Genomic DNA, 23,816 nt, shown 5'->3' with positions numbered 1-23,816 from the left:
AAAACTGCAATTGGTCAATCTAACATCAAAGCTTAAGCTATTGTTTGACATTAAATTTAGTTAATTTTTACACATTAGTGCTGCGGTTAGGCTAATGGCCTATAGTTTAGCTAATAAAAAGCCAAATATTATTACTAGGATCAAAAAGCTGACAGTTAATCGCCATACTCATGAGAAAGATCAAAGTCGCTAGTACCCAATAATAGCGACATGGTTTACCATTACCAGTCATTGCACAACATACCATGATACCCGATGAAACAAGTAGTTGAACACCAATCTGATGTTTTAGTTATTGGCAGCGGAGCTGCAGGTCTCACTTTGGCTTTGCATTTGGCAGAGAAATCTAAAGTTATTTTGCTCTCAAAAGGCCCCCTAAGCGAAGGGTCGACCTACTATGCCCAAGGCGGCATTGCATCCGTGTTTGATGAAGGCGATACCATCGAGTCTCATGTTTCAGACACTTTAGTGGCTGGCGCAGACCTATGCGATGAAGAAGTGGTGACTTACACGGCAAAAAATGCCCGTGGCGCCATGGAATGGTTAATTCGCTGTGGAGTGGCATTTGATAAAGAAGAAACAGACGGCGATGCCAGTAACGCGCCCTATCATTTAACTCGCGAAGGCGGCCATAGCCATCGCCGCATTCTGCATGCCGCAGATGCGACCGGTAAAGAAGTGCAGGTCACCTTAGAAGAGCAAGCCAAGCTGCATCCCAACATCACAGTGCTCGAGCGCTACAATGCGGTGGATCTTATCACCAGCCGTAAGCTAAACCGCCCAGGCAATCGCGTCCTTGGGGCTTATGTATGGAACCGCAATCAAGAACAAGTAGAAACCATTAAGGCCCGCTTTGTTGCGCTGGCAACTGGGGGCTGCTCAAAAGTTTATCAATATACGTCCAACCCTGATATCGCTTCGGGCGATGGTATTGCGATGGCATGGCGTTCAGGCTGCCGTATCGCTAACATGGAATTTAATCAGTTCCACCCAACATGCTTATACCACGCTGATGCTCGTAACTTTTTGCTTACCGAAGCCTTGCGTGGCGAAGGCGCCTACTTGCGCCGCCCTGATGGCAGCCGCTTTATGCCAGAATTCGACGAACGTGCCGAGCTGGCGCCACGGGATATTGTCGCCCGCGCTATCGACTTTGAAATGAAACGTCTTGGTGCAGACTGCGTTTACTTAGATATTACCCATAAGCCAGCAGATTTCGTTATTAAGCATTTCCCAACTATCTATAAGCGTTGTCTATCTTTGGGCATTGATATCACCAAAAACCCCATTCCGGTGGTTCCTGCAGCCCACTATACTTGTGGCGGCGTGATGACCGACCTCCATGGGCAAACCGACTTAAATGGCCTGTATGCCATTGGGGAAGTGGCCTACACCGGATTACACGGAGCAAACCGTTTAGCCAGTAACTCGCTACTTGAGTGTTTAGTGTTTGCCAGAGCGGCTGCTGAAGATATTGAAAGCCAGCTGAAGAAAATCCCCTTTCCTGGCGACCTGCCCGCTTGGGATGAAAGTAAGGTTTCTAACTCAGATGAAGAGGTCGTCATTGCCCACAACTGGCATGAGCTACGTCTATTTATGTGGGATTACGTTGGCATTGTTCGTTCTGATAAACGCTTAGAGCGAGCACTGAGACGCTGCCAATTGCTGCAAGGTGAGATCCAAGAGTATTACAGCAACTTCCATGTCAGTAACAACTTACTCGAGTTGCGTAACTTGGTACAAGTGGCCGAGTTGATTATTCGCTGCGCCATGGAACGTAAAGAAAGCCGCGGCTTACATTACAATATTGATCATCCGCAGCGGTTGGCCAACCCGACGCCGACGATTCTCATTCCAGACTAGCAGTTCACCGCGATGCTCAGCACGCTGCTAAGCCGTTAATCTCGTCGTTTAACCCACGCTAGATTGACGGCTTTTTAATAATATGCGGCACATAGTACGATATTGCCCATCATCACACATATCACGCCAGACAATAATCAAATTTGCACCAACGTAGAAAGCAGACAAATAACTGCCAACAACTAGGTTTTTCACAGGTAGGGATTGCCCACCGCCATGCCAAGTTAGCTGACCCGCTTCATCAAGCCAAAAACGTAGCTGCCATTGATGTAGTCGCAGAAACTGATAGCCAAAAAAGCCGATCCACAAAGCGATGCTTAAGTATTTAAGTGCCAGTATTAAAGGCGGGATTTGGCTAGGCCAAGCGAGGAAGCTACAGCCACTCACTGCAGCGAGAACAGCCAACGAGAGCCGTTGGCTGAAGCTAGATTTAAGGCTAAAGTTATGGCGCTGGACGACCACGGACTTGAACTATCATTTTAGCCAGAGCCGCATCAGTGCATTGCTCATGCCCCATAAACCAGGCAAATAACTCCGGGTCTTCACACTCAAGCAGGCGCACAAAAGTGGCTTTATCACTATCGGTTAAGCTTTCATACTGTGTTTCAACAAAGGGCTGAAACAACACATCTAACTCTAACATACCGCGACGACAGGCCCATTTAACACGAGCGATATTCATTGGTTCTGACACAGTAAGACTCCATATAATCAGTTGCTGCTAGTGTATCAGTTACTTAGTGGCATTTATAGCCGCTGTACTTGCGCATCTTTACCAGCAAATAGGTCGTCAAAATCAGTGGCAAGCAAGCGTTTAACTGCGGGATGTTGGATCATACGCTCGGCAAACATCACATGGTATACCTCTTTGACATCGGTGGTTTCACCAAGTAAATGCATGCCATGAGATAAAATATCTTGCTTATACACAGACGGTGCAACAAATATGCCCTGCTTGAAATAGCCAAAGGCTTTCATCATTGCCGCGTCATCAAATTCACCGAGAATATTGATATTGAGGCCATTTTCATCAAACCAGTGATGTAATTGCTGCCCCAATGAGGTTCGCTTACCTGGGATGAGTAATTTGCCTTGCTCTAAACATTCAGGAAATGGCTTGTCATAAGTTTCCGCAGAGAAAAAGGCAATGCCGCATTCACCCAGTTTCTTAGACATGATCTCAGGATACTTTAATGATTCACCGGCGCAATCTGACAAAATCATATCGAGTTTGTGTTCGCGCAACCGCTCAATCAAGCTTTCATGGGTGGCTTCAAAACACGCTAAGTGCATCGAGCCATCACTGGGCACAACTGAAAGTAGAACTCGGCTAGCAAGCGCTTTAGACAGGGCGTCGGCAATCCCAACTTCAAACAGAATGTTTTCATCTTTTTGGTAGTTGAGCAGATCAAGCATTTCGTAGCTAAGACTAAACATCTTGTCGGCGTAACGAAACACAATCTCACCGAGATCGGTTGGCTCTAAAGAGCGGCCAACCCGCTTAAAAAGGCTGCCTTTAAGACGATTCTCGAGCACACGTATCTGACCGGTAACCGTTTGTGGGGTTAAACATAACGCCTCGGCAGCTTTTGCTACCGAGCCTTTTTTATGGACCATCCAAAAATAGTAAAGATGGTTATAGTTCAGATGGGACATGCTACCTGTATTTACTTTAAACGTTGACAGTCCATTAGACTGTACATGGCATTGTTCAGGTCGTCGACCGTTTTTACTGCCCCCGACCCAAACGCTTCAGCTAATCCCGTCACTAAAACCTCACGATCGGGGATTCGGCTTTGGCAGTATGTTCGGTTGGCCTCTTCAAAGCGCTTACCACCACGGTACTTTAGCGCCCGTGACTCATAACTATCGCTTTGAAGACGTACACCTGTTGCATCAGACTTATACATCAGCGCACCATCAACCACCCCCTCTAGATAGTGATGACATACCTCACTATCTAGGTTCTGGTTACATGCCGTAAGCTGAGATGCATTCACTGATGAACTCAGGGCAGCGCCAACCATTAACACTGCCAAGGCTAGCTTCATGCTTTAGTTTCCTTAGCTGGGAAGACTTTTGCTAACCAGAAGTAACCAATCAGTGCCGATGCAATTGAACCGGTTAAGATACCCAATCTAGCTACATCGCCATACATGTCACCGTCACCAATGAATGCTAGAGACGAGATAAACATCGACATAGTAAAACCAATACCACACATCACTGATACCGGAGCAACATGTCGCCAACCTAGCCCTTCAGGTAACACGGCCAACTTAGCTTTGACTGCAATCCAGCTAAATAGTAATACCCCGAGTGGTTTACCCAGTAGCAAGCCCAATGCAATACCCACTGGCACTGGCGATAATAAGTCACCAAAGCTCATTGGACTTAAATCAACCCCGGCGTTAGCAAACGCAAAGATAGGCAGGATAATGAAAGTACTCCATGGGTGTAAGCTATGCTCTAAACTCTCCGATGGCGAACTGCCATCTTTTGCACGCAATGGAATACAGAATGCGATAATCACACCCGCTAACGTGGCGTGTACACCGGATTTCAGCACGGCAATCCACAGAATCAAACCGACAACACCGTACGGGCCTAATGCGGTTACCCCTTTACGATTTAAGCCAATAAGTCCTGCAATCGCGACGGCGGCGACAATCAGACTGATAGTTGACAAGTCGCTGCTATAGAACAGCGCAATAATGACAACAACCCCTAAGTCATCAATGATAGCCAATGCTAACAAGAAGACTTTTAATGCCACAGGTACACGGCTACCTAACAGCGCCATAATACCGAGCGCGAAGGCAATATCAGTGGCAGCAGGAATCGCCCAACCTACCTGAGCAATCGGGTCTGAGTAGTTGAAAATTAGATAAACTGCGGCAGGGAAAACCATACCACCAATCGCCGCAAACGTAGGCAATGATGCTTGGGCACGGCTCGACAGTGCGCCTTCTAGCAGTTCACGCTTCACTTCAAGGCCAATGAGCATGAAGAACAATGCCATTAAGCCATCATTGATCCAGTGGATCAGGGTTTTATCTATATCTAAGGTACCGACACGGATTTGCATCTCGGTGTCTAAAAATCCTTGGTACATGCCTGATAGTGGCGAGTTTGCCATCAGCATCGCTAAGATGACAGCTGCCATTAGCAAGATGCCACCAGCCGACTCTTGGCTTAAAAAGTTCCTAATAGCCCGTTCCATTATTTTACGCTCCGAAAAATCTCAATGGATTGAGTGTAGCGGAATGCTTTCAAACTGAATAATCGAAAGCTTCAGCACCAAACATCGAAAAAACCGATGTATCGAGTGTAAACTCAGGCTGGGTAGTTATCAACAAAGATTTTCGCTATCTGAATAGATCACGCATTAGATCACGGATTGAGAGCAAGATCACACTACGACATGGCTAGCACAGTGCAAACTTATGCACTTTTTGCGAAAAATCGCTGATTAATTGCACAAAACAAGATTGGTGCTCAACTCAGTATTTTCGACCAATCAGCATATTATGCTGATAAAACGCGCTAACTAGCAGATATTACACTCACCGACTGCGCGCTGCGATGTCTCAATCAATCCAGCATAAAAACACTAAGCAATCGACTTACTTGAGCGCCGCAATTACGCTCTGGCTTCGCAACCATTTCTATTTTGGCTTGGGTGTTTGGCATAGATACAAAAAAGCTTCGATAACCTAGATTATCGAAGCTTTATACGTCAGCTTTTACTGCAACTGACTCCGGTTAACTGGCGTTGCGCTATGGTTAACCTACAGCAGGTGACTTTTGCACTGGGAACAACTTAGCTAACCAGAAGTAACCGATCAACGCAGATGCAATTGAGCCCATTAAGATCCCCAATCGAGATACGTCACCATAAATCAAGCCATCGCCTACAAAGGCTAACGATGAGATGAACATCGACATAGTGAAGCCGATACCACACATGATAGATACAGGTGCAATATGACGCCAGCCAATGCCATCAGGCAATACCGCAAGCTTAAGTTTAACGGCAGCCCAGCTAAACAGTAGTACCCCTAACGGCTTACCGATCAACAAGCCTAGCGCAATCCCTACAGGCACTGGCGATAGGATGTCACTGAAGCTCATCGGGCTAAAGTCAACGCCAGCGTTGGCAAACGCAAATATTGGCAGAATAATAAATGTGCTCCATGGGTGCAGGCTATGCTCTAAGCTTTCAGAAGGCGAGCTGCCATCTTTTGCACGTAGTGGAATACAGAACGCGATAATCACGCCGGCTAGTGTGGCATGAACACCAGATTTAAGCACTGCGACCCACAAAATTAATCCAAGCACACCATAAGGACCTAACGCGGTTACCCCTTTGCGGTTCAAACCGATAAGGCCTGCAATCGCAACAGCGGCTACTGCTAAGCTTAAGGTTGAAAGGTCACTGCTGTAGAACAAGGCAATGATAAGCACCACGGCAAGATCATCGATGATAGCAAGGGCCAATAAGAATATTTTCAGCGCTACCGGTACTCGGCTGCCAAGTAATGCCATCACACCCAGAGCAAAAGCAATGTCGGTGGCTGCTGGAATCGCCCACCCTACCTGTGCTAATGGATCGGCATAGTTAAATATCAAATAGATGGCCGCAGGGAATATTACGCCACCAATCGCTGCAAAAGTCGGCAATGATGCCTGTGCGCGACTAGACAATGCGCCTTCAAGCAGTTCACGCTTCACCTCAAGACCAATCAGCATAAAGAACAATGCCATTAAGCCATCATTAATCCAGTAGATCATCGGCTTGTCGATATCTAACGCGCCGACTCTGACCTGTACTCCAGTATCTAAGAAACCTAAGTACAGTCCAGACAAGGGTGAGTTGGCCACAATCATCGCCAACACTACAGCCCCCATAAGCAGGATCCCACCCGCTGATTCTTGGCTTAGAAAATTCCTAATCGCCTTTTCCATTGTCACACTCCCAATTCACATTAATGCCGCGCAGTCTATAGCAATAGATAAACTCCGAAAAATCGAACATTCAAGCCATATAACTCGATAAAACCGAGCCAACAAAGTAAAATTCAATCTGGTTAATGACTTACTGATGAATGATTTGAGTGCTTAGATAGATAGCAAGATGAAAAAATGTGAGCAAGATCAAAGCCCATCGGCAGATGAGCTTTGATCGAGGCTGAATTTGGCCGTTGCGACTTAGACCATAGTGACTAGCGACTCAGTGATACCGCTACGCTGCGTCGGTCAAAAGATTGATAGGCGAGCAATTAAACTGAGAATGGATACTTAATCGCATCATGATGTTGATAACCTGTCACCTCAAAATCATCCATCGTCACCCAAGTTTCTAAGTCTTCAAGTGATTTAATATCGGGATTTATGACTAACTTAGGCGAGTCAAAAGGCTCTCGGGTTAATTGCACATCGCGCATTAACTCAAGTTGATCTTCATAGATATGCGCATTAACGATTTTATGATACGCCGTACCAGCCTTATGACCAGTGATCTGCGCAATTAGTGCTAGCAAGGTAAATACTTGCACCTGATTGAAATTAAGCCCTAGCGGGACATCGCAGGAGCGCTGGAAACTATTGAGATATAAAGTATCACCAAGTAAGGAAAAGTTATGGGTATGCATACATGGGCGTAAACAGCCCATATGAAACTCACCGGGATTATAAAAACTTAAGATCTCGCCACGATCATCAATTCCTCGCGACAAGTTATCTACAATTTTACGTAGTTGATCTATGCTGCCGCCATCTGGTTTGCTCCACGCACGGCCCTGAACACCATAAACTCGCCCCATATCATCCACACCTTTACGGTGGGGGTTATTTAGCCATGATTCATTATCATTGGCATTGGCGTCCCAGGTCTTAGCGCCCAATTTGCGAAAATCAGCCGCATTATCGTAACCACGGATATACCCGAGCATCTCGGCGATAGCGCCTTTCCAAAAACTTTTACGAGTAGTGATTAACGGAAACTCATTGTTATCGACACGATAGACTAAGTCGGCATTAATTACAGTTAAGCAGCGTTTCTTGGTGCGCTCATTTTCCTGCCAAACCCCTTCTGTGATAATCCGGTTACACAGGTCCAAATATTGTTTCATGCCAATTTTCCTACAATACAGTTGCCATGTTGTCAGTACCTAAACGGCAGAACAACAATTAATCATTTTTATCATATCGCGAGTTTAACACTAAGCGAGTACTAGCTTCACGCCAGTAATTATCAATAGTACTGCGAATGCTTTTTTTAAATAACTGGTCGGCCAATGACTCGCCGCTTTCGCCCCTACTGGCGCCATCAACATCGACGTTGAAACTATGCCGAGTAAAGCGGGCAAATACACATAGCCAAGTGTCCATGGTGGAAGATCATCCACCTGCCAGCCGGCGACGACATAACTTAAACTGCCAAACAAGGCGATGAGAAAACCCGTCGCTGCCGAAAACCCTATCGATTGGCGCATCTGCAGTCCGCACCATGTTAAAAACGGGACCAACAAAATACCGCCACCGATGCCCATTAAAGCTGCAATAATAGCGATAGCGGCAGCAACCACAAACAGTATCACGTTCGCTGGCATAGGCTTGTTGTTGCTCGTTGGTTTAAACGGAAACACCATTTGAATCGCCATCAAGATAACAAATAGTGCAAATGCTTGTCTTAACAGATCTGAGCTAATCTGCTGGGCAATAAACCCAGCAGAAACGGCACCAAGCGCCAAGCCCGGCAACATGACTTTAAACAAATGCCATGGAATATTGCCGCGGCGGTGATGGGCACGGGCGGAAGAGATAGAAGTTAAAATAATTGCTGCCAGTGAGGTCGCAATTGCCACATGGGTAAGATGTGCGCCGTCAACGCCTACGCTTGGCAATAAATATAGCAGAAACGGTACAGCGATAATGCCGCCACCAATGCCCAATAACCCCGCCATAAAACCGATAAGGGCGCCTAAAGCTAAGCAGGAGATAACTAGATAAACAAGGGCATCCACGGCGATCTAACTCGTTTTGGGGTTCACTAAGATGGCCATAGCTTAAAGCAATTGGCCACTAATACCAACGCATCAACTCACTAAAAAAGAATCTAATCCTTTATCAGCAAAATATTGCGTCACTAGCTGTTTAACTTGGCCACCATTACTTAAACTCAAAGCAATGCTGAGTAGCTCAGTTAAGTCAGTGGTAGAGACTCGGCGCAGCAAATAATTAATCTTCGCTAAGCTACCTTGGTTCATACTCAATTGATCGTAGCCCATGGCCACCAGCAATATGACCCCAATGGGCTCCCCTGCGAGTTCCCCACACACACTGATAGGTAAATCATAGGTGTGACAATCTTGCCGTGCCCGTTGCAGTGCTCGCAATATGCCCGGGTGATAACAGTCATACAAGGTACTCACCCGAGGGTTATTACGGTCGACGGCCAATAAATATTGAGTTAAATCGTTGGAGCCTACTGACACATAATCAACTTTAGCTGCCACTTGAGCTAGTTGATAAAGTAGCGCTGGCACCTCAAGCATAATGCCAACTTTCGGCCGCTGAATATCTAAGCCTAAGTCAAGCCGCAACTCTTGATAGGCTTGCTCTAGATAAGCTAATGCCTGATCTATCTCATCAAGGCTACTGACCATAGGGAGCAGTATGTGTAGTTGGTCGCTCGACTGCGATGCCTGTAACATCGCCCGTAACTGCACTAAGAAAAGCTCAGGATGGTCAAGGGATAATCGGATACCGCGCCAGCCTAAAAAGGGGTTCTCTTCAGAAATAGGGAAGTAAGGTAGTGGTTTATCGCCACCCACATCTAAGGTACGCATCACCACAGGTCGGCTTTCGGCGGCTTGTAATACTTGACGATAAACATCAACTTGCTCCGCCTCACTGGGGAAACGCGATTGCAGCATAAACGGAATTTCGGTGCGATATAAACCAATTCCGTCAGCGCCCTCGGCAATCTCCGACGACAGTGAGCTTAACAAACCCGCATTAAGGTACAAATGAATACGTTTACCATCGCAGGTCTGCGCCGGTAAGGGTAACTCTTTAGCAAACTCATCGGCTAGGGCTCGCTGGGCTGAAATGAGACTACGGTACTCACCCACCATGGTCTCAGTCGGAGACACCAATAGCTGACCACGATCGGCATTGACAATAACTTGTTTGCCATCAAGGCCGGCATTTAATACCCCTTCAACACCTATTACTGCAGGCACACCCATTGCGCGTGCCAAGATTGCCGCATGGGAATTTACCCCACCGGTTTCGGTCACAATGCCGACTAATTTATGCCGAGGAAATTCAGCTAACATGGTTGCAGTGGCTTCTTTGGTTACCAATACTACCGGTACATCCAGCTGCAAATTTATCCGTTGCGGTTCAATCAGCTCGCGTAATACACGCTGGCCGAGCTCGCGGATATCACTGGCGCGCTCTTTAAGGTAAGCGTCATCCATCTGCATGAACTGATTGATATACTTTAACGAGACTTGGCTAACTGCCGAGACTGCCGTCCAGCCTTGCAGCACCTCTTGGCGGTACTCTCCACCCAAACTACTGTCTTCGAGCAGCAACAATAAGGCTGAGAATATCGACTGAATTTCCACCTCTTGTTCCCGATCGAAGCGTTGCGATATCGAGCTAATGGTTTCTTTACAGCTTTTTAGTGCTTTTGCTAGTAATGCCAACTCACCATCTGTATCTTCACTACGCTTAGAGGGTTGAACAATGTCAATTTCACCACCTAGCACCAAGGCATGGCCAATAACCACACCACTGGCAGCTTTGGTGCCGTGATACAACATCTGTGCTTGAGTTTGACTGACGACTTTCTTTTTTCGCTGAGCCCTTACCGCCATTGCTAATTGCGCAGCTAAGGTCATTAAGAAGGCTTCTTCTGACTCACTAAATTGGCGTTGCTGGATTTGCTGGACAACCAACACACCCAAGATCTGTTTCTGATGAATAATCGGCACCGCAAGAAAAGAGCAGTAGGACTCTTCACTGGCTTCTTCAAAAATTTTGAAACGCGGATGCTGATGGGCATCAGCTAGGTTGATTGGTTCTTCTCGCTGGGCAACTAATCCCACTAGGCCTTGAGTGAGGGGCATTTTAACTTTGCCGACAGCCTGCGGTGCAAGACCATCGGTTGCCGACAATACTAACTGTTGTTCTTCAAGCAGATAGAGTGAACAACACTGAGTTTGCATGGCTTTTTTGGTTTGCGACACCAATAAGGAAAGCGCGGTAGCAAAATCATCAGCTGCGGCCACAGCCATAGTGATATCTCTCAGTATCGTTAACACCTGTCACTCCCTTAATCTTTGTGTCAAATTACCTGCGACGGCCGCGCTTGCGTCCTCCATGTGACTCTTTGTTTTGCAGTGCCAAAGTTACTGGCGCAAACTCTTTCATTACCTTACGGTATACATCGCGTTTAAACGACACAACTTGCCGCACAGGATACCAATAACTGACCCAACGCCAATCATCAAATTCTGGATGACCGCACGCATTTAAGTCAACGGCACTTTCATCACTCTTTAATTGTAATAAAAACCACTTTTGTTTTTGCCCAATACAAAGGGGTTTACTGTCTTGCCTAATTAATCTTTTGGGCAATCTATAACGCAACCAGGAACGAGTAGAAGTTAACACCTTAACATGCTCAGGCTTCAATCCTACCTCTTCATACAACTCCCGAAACATGGCTTGTTCAGGTGATTCACCGTCATCTACGCCACCTTGTGGAAACTGCCAGGAATGCTGACCAAATCTTCTAGCCCACATAACCTGCCCAAAGCGATTACAGATAATGATGCCTACATTTGCACGAAAGCCGTCACTATCAATCACATGGACTCCAATATGAAATTTTTTATATACATCGATTGTTTCACAAAGCGGGATCGGAGGCAATTCCCTCTTACCAGATAATCGTTGGATAAAAAACACCTTTATTTATATTTATACACAACACAAGGGCTAATCAAGCAATGATATCCACAAAATCTGTGGATATCTCTGTTTGAAACTTTGTTAAACCTCAATTAAGACGATTAATTAATCTAAAAAAGATCTAGCTGCCACGACACGAACAAACCATAAAGCACTGTATTAAAACAATTTAAAATAAAAACCTTGTTAACATCTACCTCGAACCTGTTAGATCGAACAAAAATCAACCAAGACAAACTTGTTCATCAGAAATACTAAAAACCCCAAATGTTATTCACACCTCAAGCTATATATTGGACGTTTTTTTATTCTCAGCGGCAATTTATTGCGTTGACAAACACTTTGGGTCGTGGTTATCAGTACAAAAATGATAGTTATCCAATAAAACTGTGGATAACTATGTTGGCAAAGCTGGGGAAATCGGCGAGTAAGTCGATCAAATTGCCATACACTTAAACACAGATGAGGATTAAGCAATTTAAAAACAGAGAGTTAAGCAACAGAGGTTCAGTGAATAACTCGCCCATTTATCACTGTTCAATTTTTACTCTCGTTGGCTAATACAGTAAAAATCGCTATGATTCGGCTATGAAAACCAAACCCCAACCCCCAAAAGATCTACACGAGCTGATGCAGCGCGCCACAGATATGGCCGGATTGTCTTTAGGTCAAATTAGTCAGCTGCATGGCATCACGGTGCCTGAGAACCTGAAAAGAGACAAAGGCTGGGTGGGCCAATTAATCGAACACGAACTTGGTGCTGTTGCTGGCTCCAAACCCGAACAAGATTTTCTGCATTTAGGTGTTGAGCTAAAAACCATTCCGATTGATCGCAATGGCAAGCCCATTGAGACAACCTATGTGACAGTTGCGCCTTTGGTCGATATTCAAGGTTTGCGCTGGCAAGATAGCTTAGTGTTTCACAAGCTACAGCGGGTGTTATGGATTCCCATCGAAGGTGAACGCAGTATTGCCGTAGGCGATCGCCGCATAGGCATGCCAATTCTATGGACGCCATCTGCTGAGGAATTTGCCCAGATTAAACAGGACTGGGAAGAGATCATGGAACTGATAGCAATGGGGCAAGTTGAGCACATCACAGCCAGGCACGGTGAAGTACTGCAACTGCGTCCTAAAGGTGCCAATAGCCAGTCTGTTACCGCCAGTGTTGCCAGCGACGGCCAGACTAAGCTCACTAACCCAAGGGGCTTTTATTTGAAGATTCCTTTTACGCAAAACATCCTTGCGCGTCATTTTGGTCATTAAGCGCAAAAGATCCGCCGATCATTTGACCAAGATCACAAATACTACTGGTAATCATAGGGGTATATTCTATAAACTAGCGCATCCTGAAATTTTTGCAGTATTAGGTTGAAATTCCTGTCGTGAGAGCGCGTATACAAGTCAAAAAGCTAATATTTGCGATTTTTGCTTGGACAATTGCCATGGTGGCTTTTGTCTTCTTCCGCTATGCTCAAGCGCCCGAACTTCCACAGTGGGCTGTGGGTAGTGCCGATCTGGCAACGCTGGCTATCTATATGGGGATTATTTTTGGCAGCCTGCATTGGATGTCGAACCTGATTGCCGACTTCAGCGCCATTAACCGTTTACCCTATCTGTTCTCGGTTATTTTTAAAGGGCTATTTTTACTCTTAGGTGCAACGACCTTAGCCTACATCACCCAATTCCTTAATATGTGGGCGATTGAAAATCACATGACAACATTGCGGCAAATGCTCACCGCACATGTGCTCTACAGTCCTTCATTTCAAGCGCTTATCATCTATTTAGTCGTAGTTCGTGTCGGTTTAGCTTTTATCGAACAAATGGCACTATTGGTTGGCCCGCGGGTCCTGTTTAATATCGGCCTGGGTAAATATCACAAACCCCGATATGAGCAACGTTTGTTCTTGTATTTAGACATGGTCGCTTCAACCACTCACGCTGAATCTTTAGGTGATTACCGTTTTAGCCGACTCATTCAAGACTGCTTTAGTCTGCTATCGGATACAGTGGTCAACAATGAAGCCGAGATCTATCGCTATATGGGCGATGCAGTTTTAATCCATTGGCCATTAGATGAAGGGATTGTCAAAGACAGAAGCTTTAATATTTACTATGAATTCAGTCAGCAGCTCAATTGGCAACGCCAGTATTTTGAAGAACAATACGGCTTTGTGCCTAAGTTCAAAGCTGCGGCACATTGTGGCCAAGTGGTTGCGGCAGTGGTCGGTGTACAAAAGCAAGAAATTAGCTTCTTTAGTGACGTACTCAACACCCTAGCCCGCCTGCAGGATCAATGTAATCCGCTTGGACAACGTATGTTGATTTCAGGATCACTAGAGTCGCGTCTCGACAATACCAACAGTCAATATAAGTTGGAAAGTCTTGGGCCAATGAAGCTCAAAGGCAAACAACATTCTATTGAAGTATTTGGCGTTAAGCGCAAAGAAAACTAACACACGCAACGCCATACTCAGCCAAGGCGTTTATGCTCATTTAGTCCGCTAAAAATAGCGGCGTAGATACGCCGCTTGTCTGATTAGTCCCGCGCCAACAATGACTGGATATCTAATCCCAACGTTCTGAATGTCAAAATGCGGCTCGACGTTTGACGCCATACCAGCCCAATATCACGATAAGGTGCTTCACCGGGTGGGTGTTTCGCCACTAAGTCAGTGTCAGTTAAAATGCCTGCATCGATGGCCATTTGTGGCAAGAAGGTTGTCCCTAATTTGCTGTTTACCATCTGCACTAAGGTGTGCAAGCTGGTTGCGGCAAACGGATTGATTTTCTCACTATCACCAAGGCTACAAGCACTAATGGCATGGCCGGTAATACAGTGCTCAGCCTGTAATAAGAAAATGCTTTCATCTGGCAGTGCGTGATAATCTAATGGTTCGTGAATATCATCAGACATCTCTTCATGCACCACGAGCTTAAATGGGTCGATACCCACCTTCATACTATGATAACCCGCAGTATCAACAGGCAACGCTAATAGCAGCAGATCTAACTCACCTTTGCCTAATGCATCGAGCAAGCGCTCAGTGGTATCTTCTTTTAATAGCAGGGTTAAATCCGGATAAGCTTGGTGACAATGCTTAACAACGCGGCTTAACAAAAACGGCGCAATCGTAGGGATGCACCCTAAACGAATGTCGCCTGTCATTGGCTCACCTTGATGCTTGACCAGTTCAACGAGGTCGTCAACATCAGTGAGTAACTTGCGTGCCCGCTGTACCACTTCCTCACCAATAGCGGTGAAAATAAACGATTTATGGTCGCGTTCAATTAACTGATGGCCAAGCTGCTCTTCTAAGTTTTGAATACCACTTGATAGCGTCGACTGACTAACAAAGCAGACTTTAGCCGCTCTATTGAAGTTTTGCTCGTGGTGAAGATTGACCAGATAAAATAGATTTTTCAAACTCGGTAAATGTTTCATAAAATCGATTACCAGCCTCAAGGTTTATTTGTAAATTCTATCCAACTGTAACACAGCTTGATCAATTGCATCATATACCTAATGTTGGTTTTGTGACTACTATCGGAGTTGTTACCACTCGCTCAGCGAAGTTGAGCGCTAAACTATGTCTCAGTCAATTTGGGGTAAAAAAAAACCTTCACATTGACAATGCGAAGGTTTTCTTATCTCTAGCGCGAGTATTTACGCTTTAGATTCCAAATACTGTTTTAGCTCAGCTAAATCAGCATTAGCGTGGTCAACAATCTCTTGTAGCCATTCGCTATGCTTTTCTGCCCAGTTTGCTTCTTCGCCATGTTGAAGTAACTGTGCGAACTGCTGAATTCGTTTTAAACCGACAGAACCTGCAGCGCCTTTAAACTTATGTGCTTCTGAACATAAGGTATCTTTGTCTTGCGCTTCTTTAGCATTAACTAGATTACCTACATATTCTGGCATTAGCTGCTCGAATAAAACGACACTTTTTAGCAAAGTGCCAGCGCCAATCGCACTGCAATATTGCTCTAAGGTGTTAAGATCTAGAATTGATTCTAACTCAGCTGTTGCCATATCAAGGCACCTCTCGAAATAATACTGTCTGTATAAAAAACTATTTACCACATCATACCCGCAATAATTGCATGTGCAACTAAATGCAGCGATTGGCGATAAATTCACTAAAAATTTAACTTCTTATTAACTAAAATTTAATTAAATTATTGATTTGCAACCATCCGTACACTTTTCGAACAACAATAAGATTGCAGGTAGTGACCCTGTCCGCCATGCTTTTCAAGGTTGTTAACAATCGCCACTAATCCATCCCATCGAAACCCGCACCAATCCGGTGCCAACAGAACCGGTTTTTTGGCATAGGCTGTAACTCGATGAAAAATGACTTCTTTTGGTGTGTGTCTAATCAGCTCACCCACACTAGCGGCATAACCATCTTTGCTTAATAGCGTTAACTTATCGGCGCGCCATGCCTTAGCTAAGGTACTGCCCTCAACAATATGCAACGGATGAATTTTAAGACCATCCACGCCGTGCGCTAACACCAGCTCCAAGGTATTGAGGTAGTCACTGTGGGTTTCGCCTGGCAACCCAAGGATCATATGAGTGCAGACTTTAAGCCCTGCAGCGCGTGCACGGGTCACGGTATCTTTGTACTCAGCAAAACCATGACCGCGGTTAATCCGTTTCAATGTTGCTTCGTTGGCGGTTTGCAAACCCAGTTCAAGCCAGACTTCTAAGCCCTTGGCTTGGTAACCTGCCAATAATTCAATCACCTCATCGGGAACACAATCAGGCCGAGTGCCAACAAATAAACCGATAATGTCAGGATCTTGAATCGCTTCATCATACTTAGCTTTAAGTACCCGATATTCATCATAAGTACTGGTATACGCTTGGAAATAGGCAAAATACTTGCTCGACTTACCCTGAAGCCTCGCCCTACCCTCTGCAAGTTGCTCCACAATCGATTTTTCTGTGCCATGTTCGTGACTAAAAGAGGCCACATTACAAAAGGTGCAACCACCTTTACCCAGCGAACCATCTCGATTTGGGCAAGTAAACTTGGCGTCTATGGTCAATTTGCGCAGGCGTTCGCCATGCTTATGCTTACATATCGCGCCAAAGGTATTGACGAAACTATCCAGCCCCACCGCTATTCCTCAATGATGTATAAGATAGTGATCCTACTCCAATATGAGTAGAAAAACTTAGCGGTATATCAAAGATCTTTACATTAGCATTTAACTATCAACACCTTGTCTGAGTGACCTAACTCACTAAATTGGCAAACTTGAATACTTAGTCACATAAAACACTTGTATCAAAACCACTGTGCGTGCAATAAAAATCATTTTTTTGAAATAAAAAACAATAGACCAGTTTGTTACAATTTGGTAAACAAAGCATCCGGTAGATTTCAAAATTCTTTTTATTCATAAGGTTATACACATTAATTTTCAGTTAACGTTAACGTAAAGCAGCTATAACAAGCGTATGAATTGCACATTTCTAGTCATGTTTTATGCATTTAATATGTTTGACCTTTGCTACATGAAAAGTTAATTTGGGTGGTTCGGGTGCATATCTATAAGAACTAAATTATTAAATTTCCCCGAGTTGTATTTGGAATGTTTTAGGGAGGTTTGTGTATGAGCTTGTATCACCCCAGTTTCGAGAGAGACAACTGTGGCTTTGGCTTGATAGCCCAAATGGACGGTGAACCTAGTCACCGTATTGTTAGAACGGCTATTCATGGTTTAGATCGCATGAAACATCGCGGCGGTATTGCTGCCGATGGTCGCACAGGTGATGGCTGCGGTTTGCTTATGCAACTTCCAATTAAGCTCTTTGAGGCCATTGCCGAAGAGAATGATTGGCATTTAAGTCGCAAATTTGCTGTCGGTATGCTGTTTCTAAGTCAAGATGATGAACTTGCAGAACAAGCACAACAACTACTAGAACGAGAACTAGAAAAAGAAACATTAAGTGTTGCCGGATGGCGCAAGGTACCCGTCGATGCTGATGTACTGGGTCCGATTGGTAAAGCAAGCCTACCGCAGATTTATCAAGTACTGATTAACGCCCCGATTGGTTGGCGAGAAAAAGATTTAGAGCGACGCCTCTATATGGCCAGACGTCGCCTTGAGCAGCAGCTCACCCATGATAAAGATTTTTACGTTGCCAGCTTGTCTGGTCAGGTTATTGTGTATAAGGGCCTAATGATGCCCGCAGACCTGCCAGCCTTTTACGCTGACTTAGCGGATATCCGCCTACAAAGCTCAATTTGTTTGTTCCATCAACGTTTCTCAACGAATACCTCGCCTAAGTGGCCGTTAGCACAACCTTTCCGTTACTTAGCCCACAACGGCGAAATTAATACCATTACCGGTAATAGACAATGGGCCCGCGCCCGTGCGTATAAGTTTAATGCACCGCTACTTGCCGATTTACAACAAGCAGCGCCGTTTGTTAACGAAACCGGATCTGACTCCTCATCGCTAGATAACATGCTAGAAATGCTGTTAGCCGGTGGTATGGATTTGTACCGTGCTATGCGCCTGTTGATTCCACCTGCATGGCAGAGTAATCCAGAAATGGATGAAGAGCTGAAAGCCTTTTATGACTTCAACTCGATGCACATGGAACCTTGGGATGGACCAGCTGGTATTGTGATGACCAACGGCCGCCATGTTGCGTGTGCGGTTGACCGTAATGGTCTGCGTCCATCACGCTATGTGATCACCAAAGATCGTATCCTGACATTGGCTTCAGAAATTGGTATCTGGGACTACGCGCCAGACGAAGTAGTCGAAAAAGGTCGCGTTGGACCTGGTGAATTATTAGTACTCGATACACTAAACGGCCAGCTATATTCGTCATTTGAAATTGATAACGACCTTAAGCGCCGCCACCCGTATAAAGAGTGGATGAAGAAAAATAGTCGCCAACTCACCGCAGCTGAAGATATGCCGGCAGAGGCGCAAGGTGTCAGTGATTTTTCTAAAGAAACCTTACTGCAGTACCAAAAACAATTTGGTTACTCCCGTGAAGAGCTAGAGCAAGTGCTGTGGGTACTGGCGCAAAAAGGCGAAGAAGCCACAGGTTCCATGGGTGATGATACCCCTATGGCGGTGCTGTCGAAGAAGTCTCGTACCATTTATGACTACTTCCGCCAGAAGTTTGCCCAAGTCACTAACCCACCAATTGATCCATTACGTGAAAAGCACGTAATGTCATTAGCGACCTGTGTGGGCCGTGAGCAGAACCTCTTTAATGAAACGACAGGCCATGCCTATCGCGTCATGTTTAACTCACCTATTTTGTTATTTAGCGATTTCAATCAGCTACTGGCACTGGATTCAACTTATTATCGCGCCAACACATTAGATCTTAATTATGATCTATCAGAGGGCTTAGAAGCCGCTATCGTCCGTCTATGTGATGAAGCTGAGCGTTTAGCCCGTACTGGCACCACGCTATTGATATTATCTGACCGCGCCACCTGCAAAAACAAGCAAGTGGTTCCTGCAGCGATGGCGGTTGGCGCCGTACAGCGCACCTTAGTCGATAAGAGCTTGCGCTGCGATACCAACATCATTGTTGAAACCGCTTCGGCCCGCGATCCGCACCACTTTGCCGTACTATTAGGATTTGGCGCAACCGCCATCTATCCTTATTTGGCTTACGAAAGCATCTCGGGCATGGCGAAAAGCCAAGGCATAGAGCAAACCCAAAAACTGATGCTTAACTTCCGCCAAGGTATCGATAAAGGCCTGCGCAAAATCATGTCTAAAATGGGCATCAGTACCGTTGGCTCCTACCGCTGTAGCCAACAGTTTGAAGCTATTGGTTTGGCAGACGAAGTGGTCGACTTGTGCTTTAAGGGGGTCATTAGCCGTATAGCAGGCGCAAACTTTGATTTACTAGAGCAAGATCAGCAAGTGCTGCATAAGCATGCTTTCCGCGCCCACCAGCCATTGTCGCAAGGCGGCCTGTTAAAGTATGTTGAAGGCGGTGAATACCATTGCTTCAACCCAGATGTCGTCAACACCCTACAGCAAAGCCTAGCAAGCAAAGATTATCCAAGCTACAAGCGCTTTACTCAATTGGTTGATGACCGCCCTGTGGCTACGCTACGTGACTTAATTAAGGTCAATGCCGAGCAAGATGCCATTGATATCAACGATGTCGAATCTGCGCAATCGCTCTATCCACGCTTCGATAGTGCGGCAATGAGTATCGGTGCCCTCAGCCCAGAAGCCCATGAAGCGCTGGCAGTGGCCATGAACCGCCTCGGCGGTCGCTCAAACTCAGGTGAAGGCGGAGAAGATCCTAAGCGTTTTAACTCTGAGCGTAACTCAGCAATTAAACAGATCGCCTCAGGCCGATTTGGTGTCACCGCACACTACCTTGTTAATGCCGAAGTATTGCAAATTAAAGTGGCACAAGGCGCGAAACCCGGTGAAGGTGGTCAACTACCTGGCCATAAAGTCAGTGTCGAGATTGCAGCGCTGCGTAATGCTCGCCCAGGTGTCACCCTGATTTCACCACCGCCGCATCATGATATCTACTCGATTGAAGATTTAGCCCAGCTGATCTTCGATTTGAAACAAATTAACCCGAAAGCCTTAGTGTCAGTCAAACTGGTTTCCGAGCCAGGTGTCGGCACTATCGCCACCGGCGTAGCCAAAGCTTACGCTGATATGATCACCGTCTCTGGTTATGATGGCGGTACCGGCGCTAGCCCAATTACCTCAGTGAAATATGCCGGTAGTCCATGGGAGCTTGGTTTAGCCGAAGTGCACCAATCACTGGTTGCCAACGGCCTACGCCATAAAATTCGCTTACAGGTCGACGGTGGACTAAAAACCGGTACCGACGTGATTAAAGCAGCACTACTTGGCGCAGAAAGCTTTGGTTTTGGTACAGTGCCAATGATTGCGCTTGGCTGTAAGTATCTTCGTATTTGTCACCTCAACAACTGTGCCACTGGCGTAGCGACACAAAACAAGACCTTACGTGACAATCACTATCACGGTTTGCCTGAGCGCGTGATGACCTATTTCGAGTTTGTCGCCCAAGAAATCCGTGAATGGATGGCCACGTTAGGTGTGTCTAAATTTGAAGATTTAGTCGGCCGTAGCGAATGGCTATCTGCCATCGAAGGTGAAACTGATAAGCAACGTCAACTGGATTTATCAGCCATTTTGTACAAGCCAACAGTACCTGCCGGCTCATCGCATATATGGCAAGAGATCAATCCGCCATCAGATAAAGGTGAGTTAAACCAAAAGGTTGTTGCTGCGGCTAAATCTGCTATTGATGCCGGTGAAGGCTATCAAGGCCGCTTTGAAATTAATAATACCGACCGTTCAGTAGGTGCCAGCCTATCTGGCTACATTGCCACCCATGTTGGTCGCGATGGCGCTAAACAACCTATTGAAGTCAACTTTAGCGGCAGCGCCGGACAAAGTTTCGGGGTTTGGAATAGCCCTGGAGTTGAGCTTAACCTGCGCGGTGATGCTAACGACTATGTCGGTAAAGGCATGGCCGGCGGTAAGATCACTATCTTCCCTCCACTAGGCAGTACTTTCCAAAGTGAACGCTCAGCGATTGTGGGTAACACCTGCCTTTATGGTGCCTCAGGCGGTAAGTTCTTTGCTGCTGGTCAAGCTGGCGAGCGTTTTGGGGTACGTAACTCTGGCGCTATCGCGGTAGTGGAAGGACTAGGTGATAACGGTTGCGAATACATGACCGGTGGTATCGTGGTGGTGCTAGGCAAAACTGGGGTGAACTTCGGTGCCGGGATGACTGGCGGATTTGCCTATGTATTTGACCGCTTTGGCCGCTTTGGTCGTCGCGTTAATACTGAACTCGTTGATACCCAAAAAGTGTCATCGCCTGTTCACCAGCAGCACTTACGCGGCTTAATTGAAGAGCATGCCCGTGAAACGGGCAGCGAACATGCCAAGATGTTACTGCAAGATTTTGAAAACTGGCTCGATTGTTTTGTACTAGTTAAGCCAAAAAGTGCCGAAGTATCTGACTTATTGAAGTTAGAACGTTCAGAACCAGAACTGACTGTGGTAGCGGGGTAACTTCAGATGAGTAATGATTTCCAGTTTATTGAAGTGGGACGTAAAGACCCAACGAAACACCCGGTGCAGCAACGTGCTACTCAGTTCATTGAGATTTATCAACCGTTTGCACAGCCACAAGTTAAAGAGCAAGCCGATCGCTGCCTAGACTGTGGTAACCCGTATTGTGAATGGAAGTGTCCACTGCACAACTACATTCCTAACTGGCTAAACTTGGCTAAACAAGGACGTATCCTTGAAGCGGCTGATCTGGTACATGAGACCAATACACTGCCAGAGATTTGTGGTCGTGTATGCCCACAAGATCGCCTGTGTGAAGGTGCTTGTACCCTTAATGATGAGTTTGGTGCCGTGACCATTGGTAATGTTGAAAAATACATTACCGATACCGCCATCGCCCAAGGCTGGCGCCCAGATATGAGCAAGGTCACCGCCCGCACCGAGCGCGTTGCGATTATTGGTGCTGGCCCTGCAGGTCTTGGCTGTGCGGATATTTTGGCAAGAAACGGTATTAAAGCCGTCGTTTATGACAAGCACCCGCAAATTGGTGGCTTGCTTACCTATGGTATTCCATCATTTAAGCTCGATAAGGCCGTTATGGCGACTCGTCGCAGCGTGATGGAAGGTATGGGTATCGAATTTAAGCTAGGGGTCACTATCGGCGAAGATATCGACTTCCAAACCTTAGTCGATGAATACGACGCCGTCTTTTTGGGAATGGGAACCTATACGCCAATGCAGGCTCGCCTAGAAGGTGAAGATGCTCAAGGCGTTCATCAAGCCCTGCCTTACCTCATTGGCAACACCCACCATGTAATGGGCACCCAAAGTGATGATGCGCCTTATCTAAACTTAGCCGGTAAGCAAGTTGTGGTGCTCGGTGGCGGTGATACCGCCATGGACTGTGTGCGCACCGCGGTACGCCAAGGTGCAAGCAAAGTAACTTGTGTCTATCGCCGCGATGAAGAAAACATGCCGGGTTCGCGCCGTGAAGTACAAAACGCTAAAGAGGAAGGGGTTGAATTCCTATTCAATCGCCAACCTACATCGATTAAGACCGAAGATGGTGTAGTGACCGCCATTGAGTGCATTGAGACTGCACTGGGTGAGCCCGATGATAGCGGCCGTCGTCGTCCACAACCGATTGCCGGTAGTGAACAGCTGATAGCCACTGATGCGTTGGTAATTGCTTTTGGTTTCCAACCTAGTCCCGCCAAATGGTTAGGCGACTTTGGTATTGAGCTTAACGAATGGGGATTAGTCACTGCGCCTAAAGTAGCTGATAACCCATTCCAAACCACTAACGCCAAAGTCTTTGCCGGTGGTGACATGGTACGCGGCTCTGACTTAGTGGTCACCGCGATCGCCGAAGGTCGTGATGCGGCAATGGGCATTTTGAACTATTTATCTGAATAATAAAGTTTGCTTGTGAGTTTGCGCTTCACGCTGGATAAGCTGAAGCGCTTTTTTTTGCCCTTTCAAAAGCACAGCAGCCCAGCCCAAAGCCAGCCTTAACCGGTGCATTGAGCAATTAATATGGCCTTTGAGTCACACAAATCTCTGCACACTAGACTATTATACCAATCAGTATAAACATTTAGTCACTCAGCGAGAATTTAGCGGTTCTGAGGTAAGGTCCTTAAATGCTCCTCGGTAACTGCTCCTGCGTTACCCTACCTCCTATATCCCTATAGTCGTGCATTAATGACATTCACCACATCCATGTGGTTTGCAACGAGTGAAGAGCATAGTTATTCTACGGTTAAGCTCGTTAACACAGCATCAGAATCGCTAAAACTCGCCATTCTGGCGCGTTTTAGGCTGCCTATTTCTGCGTTGAATAATTTCACAAGGGAACAACCATTGTTTCAATCATTCGCCTT

18 protein-coding genes are annotated in these 23,816 nt (G+C 46.0%); 5 read left to right on the top strand and 13 right to left on the bottom strand.

The features are described 5' to 3' along the window. The first annotated feature begins 255 nt into the window (after nucleotides 1-255). Nucleotides 256-1,863: an L-aspartate oxidase gene (nadB, locus tag L865_RS0110005; protein WP_028773109.1), complete on the top strand. Its 1,608-nt coding sequence runs from the start codon at nucleotides 256-258 to the stop codon at nucleotides 1,861-1,863. Between the two features lie 48 nt (nucleotides 1,864-1,911). Here nadB and L865_RS0110000 read toward each other — a convergent pair whose 3' ends face one another. From L865_RS0110000 to rppH, 10 genes are all read right to left on the bottom strand, one after another. Then, nucleotides 1,912-2,268, bottom strand: coding sequence for a hypothetical protein (locus tag L865_RS0110000; RefSeq protein ID WP_157577521.1), 357 nt, complete (start codon nucleotides 2,266-2,268; stop codon nucleotides 1,912-1,914). Between the two features lie 37 nt (nucleotides 2,269-2,305). Continuing rightward, on the bottom strand, nucleotides 2,306-2,545 hold the full coding sequence (locus L865_RS0109995) for an FAD assembly factor SdhE (RefSeq protein WP_028773107.1): 240 nt from the start codon (nucleotides 2,543-2,545) through the stop codon (nucleotides 2,306-2,308). Nucleotides 2,546-2,610: 65 nt separating this feature from the next. Further along, on the bottom strand, nucleotides 2,611-3,519 hold the full coding sequence (gene nhaR / locus L865_RS0109990; protein ID WP_028773106.1) for a transcriptional activator NhaR: 909 nt from the start codon (nucleotides 3,517-3,519) through the stop codon (nucleotides 2,611-2,613). An 11-nt stretch (nucleotides 3,520-3,530) separates the two neighbouring features. Continuing rightward, nucleotides 3,531-3,914 (bottom strand): hypothetical protein, encoded by a 384-nt coding sequence (locus L865_RS0109985; protein ID WP_037470949.1) that lies wholly within the window; start codon nucleotides 3,912-3,914, stop codon nucleotides 3,531-3,533. Beyond that, complete coding sequence (gene nhaA, locus L865_RS0109980; RefSeq protein WP_028773104.1) at nucleotides 3,911-5,086, bottom strand: Na+/H+ antiporter NhaA; 1,176 nt, start codon at nucleotides 5,084-5,086, stop codon at nucleotides 3,911-3,913. Before nhaA (L865_RS0109980) ends, L865_RS0109985 begins: the two co-directional genes overlap by 4 nt. 563 nt (nucleotides 5,087-5,649) lie before the next feature. Then, entirely contained in the window at nucleotides 5,650-6,831 is a 1,182-nt protein-coding gene (gene nhaA / locus L865_RS0109975) for a Na+/H+ antiporter NhaA (protein WP_028773103.1), read from the bottom strand. A gap of 314 nt (nucleotides 6,832-7,145) precedes the next feature. Next, nucleotides 7,146-7,997, bottom strand: a complete 852-nt coding sequence (locus L865_RS0109970; RefSeq protein WP_028773102.1) for a thymidylate synthase — start codon at nucleotides 7,995-7,997, stop codon at nucleotides 7,146-7,148. Between the two features lie 90 nt (nucleotides 7,998-8,087). After that, nucleotides 8,088-8,891: a sulfite exporter TauE/SafE family protein gene (locus L865_RS0109965; RefSeq protein ID WP_028773101.1), complete on the bottom strand. Its 804-nt coding sequence runs from the start codon at nucleotides 8,889-8,891 to the stop codon at nucleotides 8,088-8,090. Nucleotides 8,892-8,963: 72 nt separating this feature from the next. After that, nucleotides 8,964-11,201, bottom strand: coding sequence for a phosphoenolpyruvate--protein phosphotransferase (gene ptsP, locus L865_RS0109960; RefSeq protein ID WP_028773100.1), 2,238 nt, complete (start codon nucleotides 11,199-11,201; stop codon nucleotides 8,964-8,966). Nucleotides 11,202-11,229: 28 nt separating this feature from the next. Then, entirely contained in the window at nucleotides 11,230-11,751 is a 522-nt protein-coding gene (gene rppH, locus L865_RS0109955) for an RNA pyrophosphohydrolase (RefSeq protein WP_028773099.1), read from the bottom strand. 690 nt (nucleotides 11,752-12,441) lie between these two features. Here rppH and mutH point away from each other — a divergent pair. Further along, a complete protein-coding gene (mutH, locus tag L865_RS0109950) occupies nucleotides 12,442-13,119 on the top strand; it encodes a DNA mismatch repair endonuclease MutH (RefSeq protein WP_028773098.1) in 678 nt (225 codons plus the stop codon). Between the two features lie 119 nt (nucleotides 13,120-13,238). Further along, nucleotides 13,239-14,312 (top strand): adenylate/guanylate cyclase domain-containing protein, encoded by a 1,074-nt coding sequence (locus tag L865_RS0109945; RefSeq protein WP_028773097.1) that lies wholly within the window; start codon nucleotides 13,239-13,241, stop codon nucleotides 14,310-14,312. 83 nt (nucleotides 14,313-14,395) lie between these two features. Here the strand turns inward: L865_RS0109945 and oxyR are convergent, their stop codons facing one another. The 3 genes from oxyR to mnmL all read right to left on the bottom strand — a co-directional run bounded on the left by oxyR (nucleotide 14,396) and on the right by mnmL (nucleotide 16,986). Then, entirely contained in the window at nucleotides 14,396-15,301 is a 906-nt protein-coding gene (gene oxyR, locus L865_RS0109940; protein WP_028773096.1) for a hydrogen peroxide-inducible genes transcriptional activator OxyR, read from the bottom strand. Between the two features lie 222 nt (nucleotides 15,302-15,523). Further along, nucleotides 15,524-15,889, bottom strand: a complete 366-nt coding sequence (locus L865_RS0109935) for an Hpt domain-containing protein (RefSeq protein WP_028773095.1) — start codon at nucleotides 15,887-15,889, stop codon at nucleotides 15,524-15,526. A gap of 146 nt (nucleotides 15,890-16,035) precedes the next feature. Next, entirely contained in the window at nucleotides 16,036-16,986 is a 951-nt protein-coding gene (gene mnmL, locus L865_RS0109930; protein WP_028773094.1) for a tRNA modification radical SAM protein MnmL/YtqA, read from the bottom strand. A gap of 498 nt (nucleotides 16,987-17,484) precedes the next feature. Here mnmL and gltB point away from each other — a divergent pair, with 498 nt between their 5' ends. After that, a complete protein-coding gene (gene gltB / locus L865_RS0109925) occupies nucleotides 17,485-21,933 on the top strand; it encodes a glutamate synthase large subunit (protein ID WP_028773093.1) in 4,449 nt (1,482 codons plus the stop codon). Between the two features lie 6 nt (nucleotides 21,934-21,939). Continuing rightward, on the top strand, nucleotides 21,940-23,349 hold the full coding sequence (locus L865_RS0109920; RefSeq protein ID WP_028773092.1) for an FAD-dependent oxidoreductase: 1,410 nt from the start codon (nucleotides 21,940-21,942) through the stop codon (nucleotides 23,347-23,349). Nucleotides 23,350-23,816: the final 467 nt, after the last annotated feature.

Origin of the sequence: Shewanella waksmanii ATCC BAA-643 (assembly GCF_000518805.1) — a bacterium.
GTDB lineage: Bacteria > Pseudomonadota > Gammaproteobacteria > Enterobacterales > Shewanellaceae > Shewanella > Shewanella waksmanii.
This window is presented reverse-complemented; position numbering and strand designations above follow the sequence as displayed.

Excerpts from the sequence above, each read along its gene's own strand:
- nadB (WP_028773109.1), top strand. The coding sequence starts at position 256 with ATGAAACAAGTAGTTGAACACCAATCTGATGTTTTAGTTATTGGCAGC.
- L865_RS0109995 (WP_028773107.1), bottom strand. The coding sequence starts at position 2,545 with ATGAATATCGCTCGTGTTAAATGGGCCTGTCGTCGCGGTATGTTAGAG.
- nhaR (WP_028773106.1), bottom strand. The coding sequence starts at position 3,519 with ATGTCCCATCTGAACTATAACCATCTTTACTATTTTTGGATGGTCCAT.
- L865_RS0109985 (WP_037470949.1), bottom strand. The coding sequence starts at position 3,914 with ATGAAGCTAGCCTTGGCAGTGTTAATGGTTGGCGCTGCCCTGAGTTCA.
- nhaA (WP_028773104.1), bottom strand. The coding sequence starts at position 5,086 with ATGGAACGGGCTATTAGGAACTTTTTAAGCCAAGAGTCGGCTGGTGGC.
- nhaA (WP_028773103.1), bottom strand. The coding sequence starts at position 6,831 with ATGGAAAAGGCGATTAGGAATTTTCTAAGCCAAGAATCAGCGGGTGGG.
- L865_RS0109970 (WP_028773102.1), bottom strand. The coding sequence starts at position 7,997 with ATGAAACAATATTTGGACCTGTGTAACCGGATTATCACAGAAGGGGTT.
- mutH (WP_028773098.1), top strand. The coding sequence starts at position 12,442 with ATGAAAACCAAACCCCAACCCCCAAAAGATCTACACGAGCTGATGCAG.
- oxyR (WP_028773096.1), bottom strand. The coding sequence starts at position 15,301 with ATGAAACATTTACCGAGTTTGAAAAATCTATTTTATCTGGTCAATCTT.
- L865_RS0109935 (WP_028773095.1), bottom strand. The coding sequence starts at position 15,889 with ATGGCAACAGCTGAGTTAGAATCAATTCTAGATCTTAACACCTTAGAG.
- gltB (WP_028773093.1), top strand. The coding sequence starts at position 17,485 with ATGAGCTTGTATCACCCCAGTTTCGAGAGAGACAACTGTGGCTTTGGC.
- L865_RS0109920 (WP_028773092.1), top strand. The coding sequence starts at position 21,940 with ATGAGTAATGATTTCCAGTTTATTGAAGTGGGACGTAAAGACCCAACG.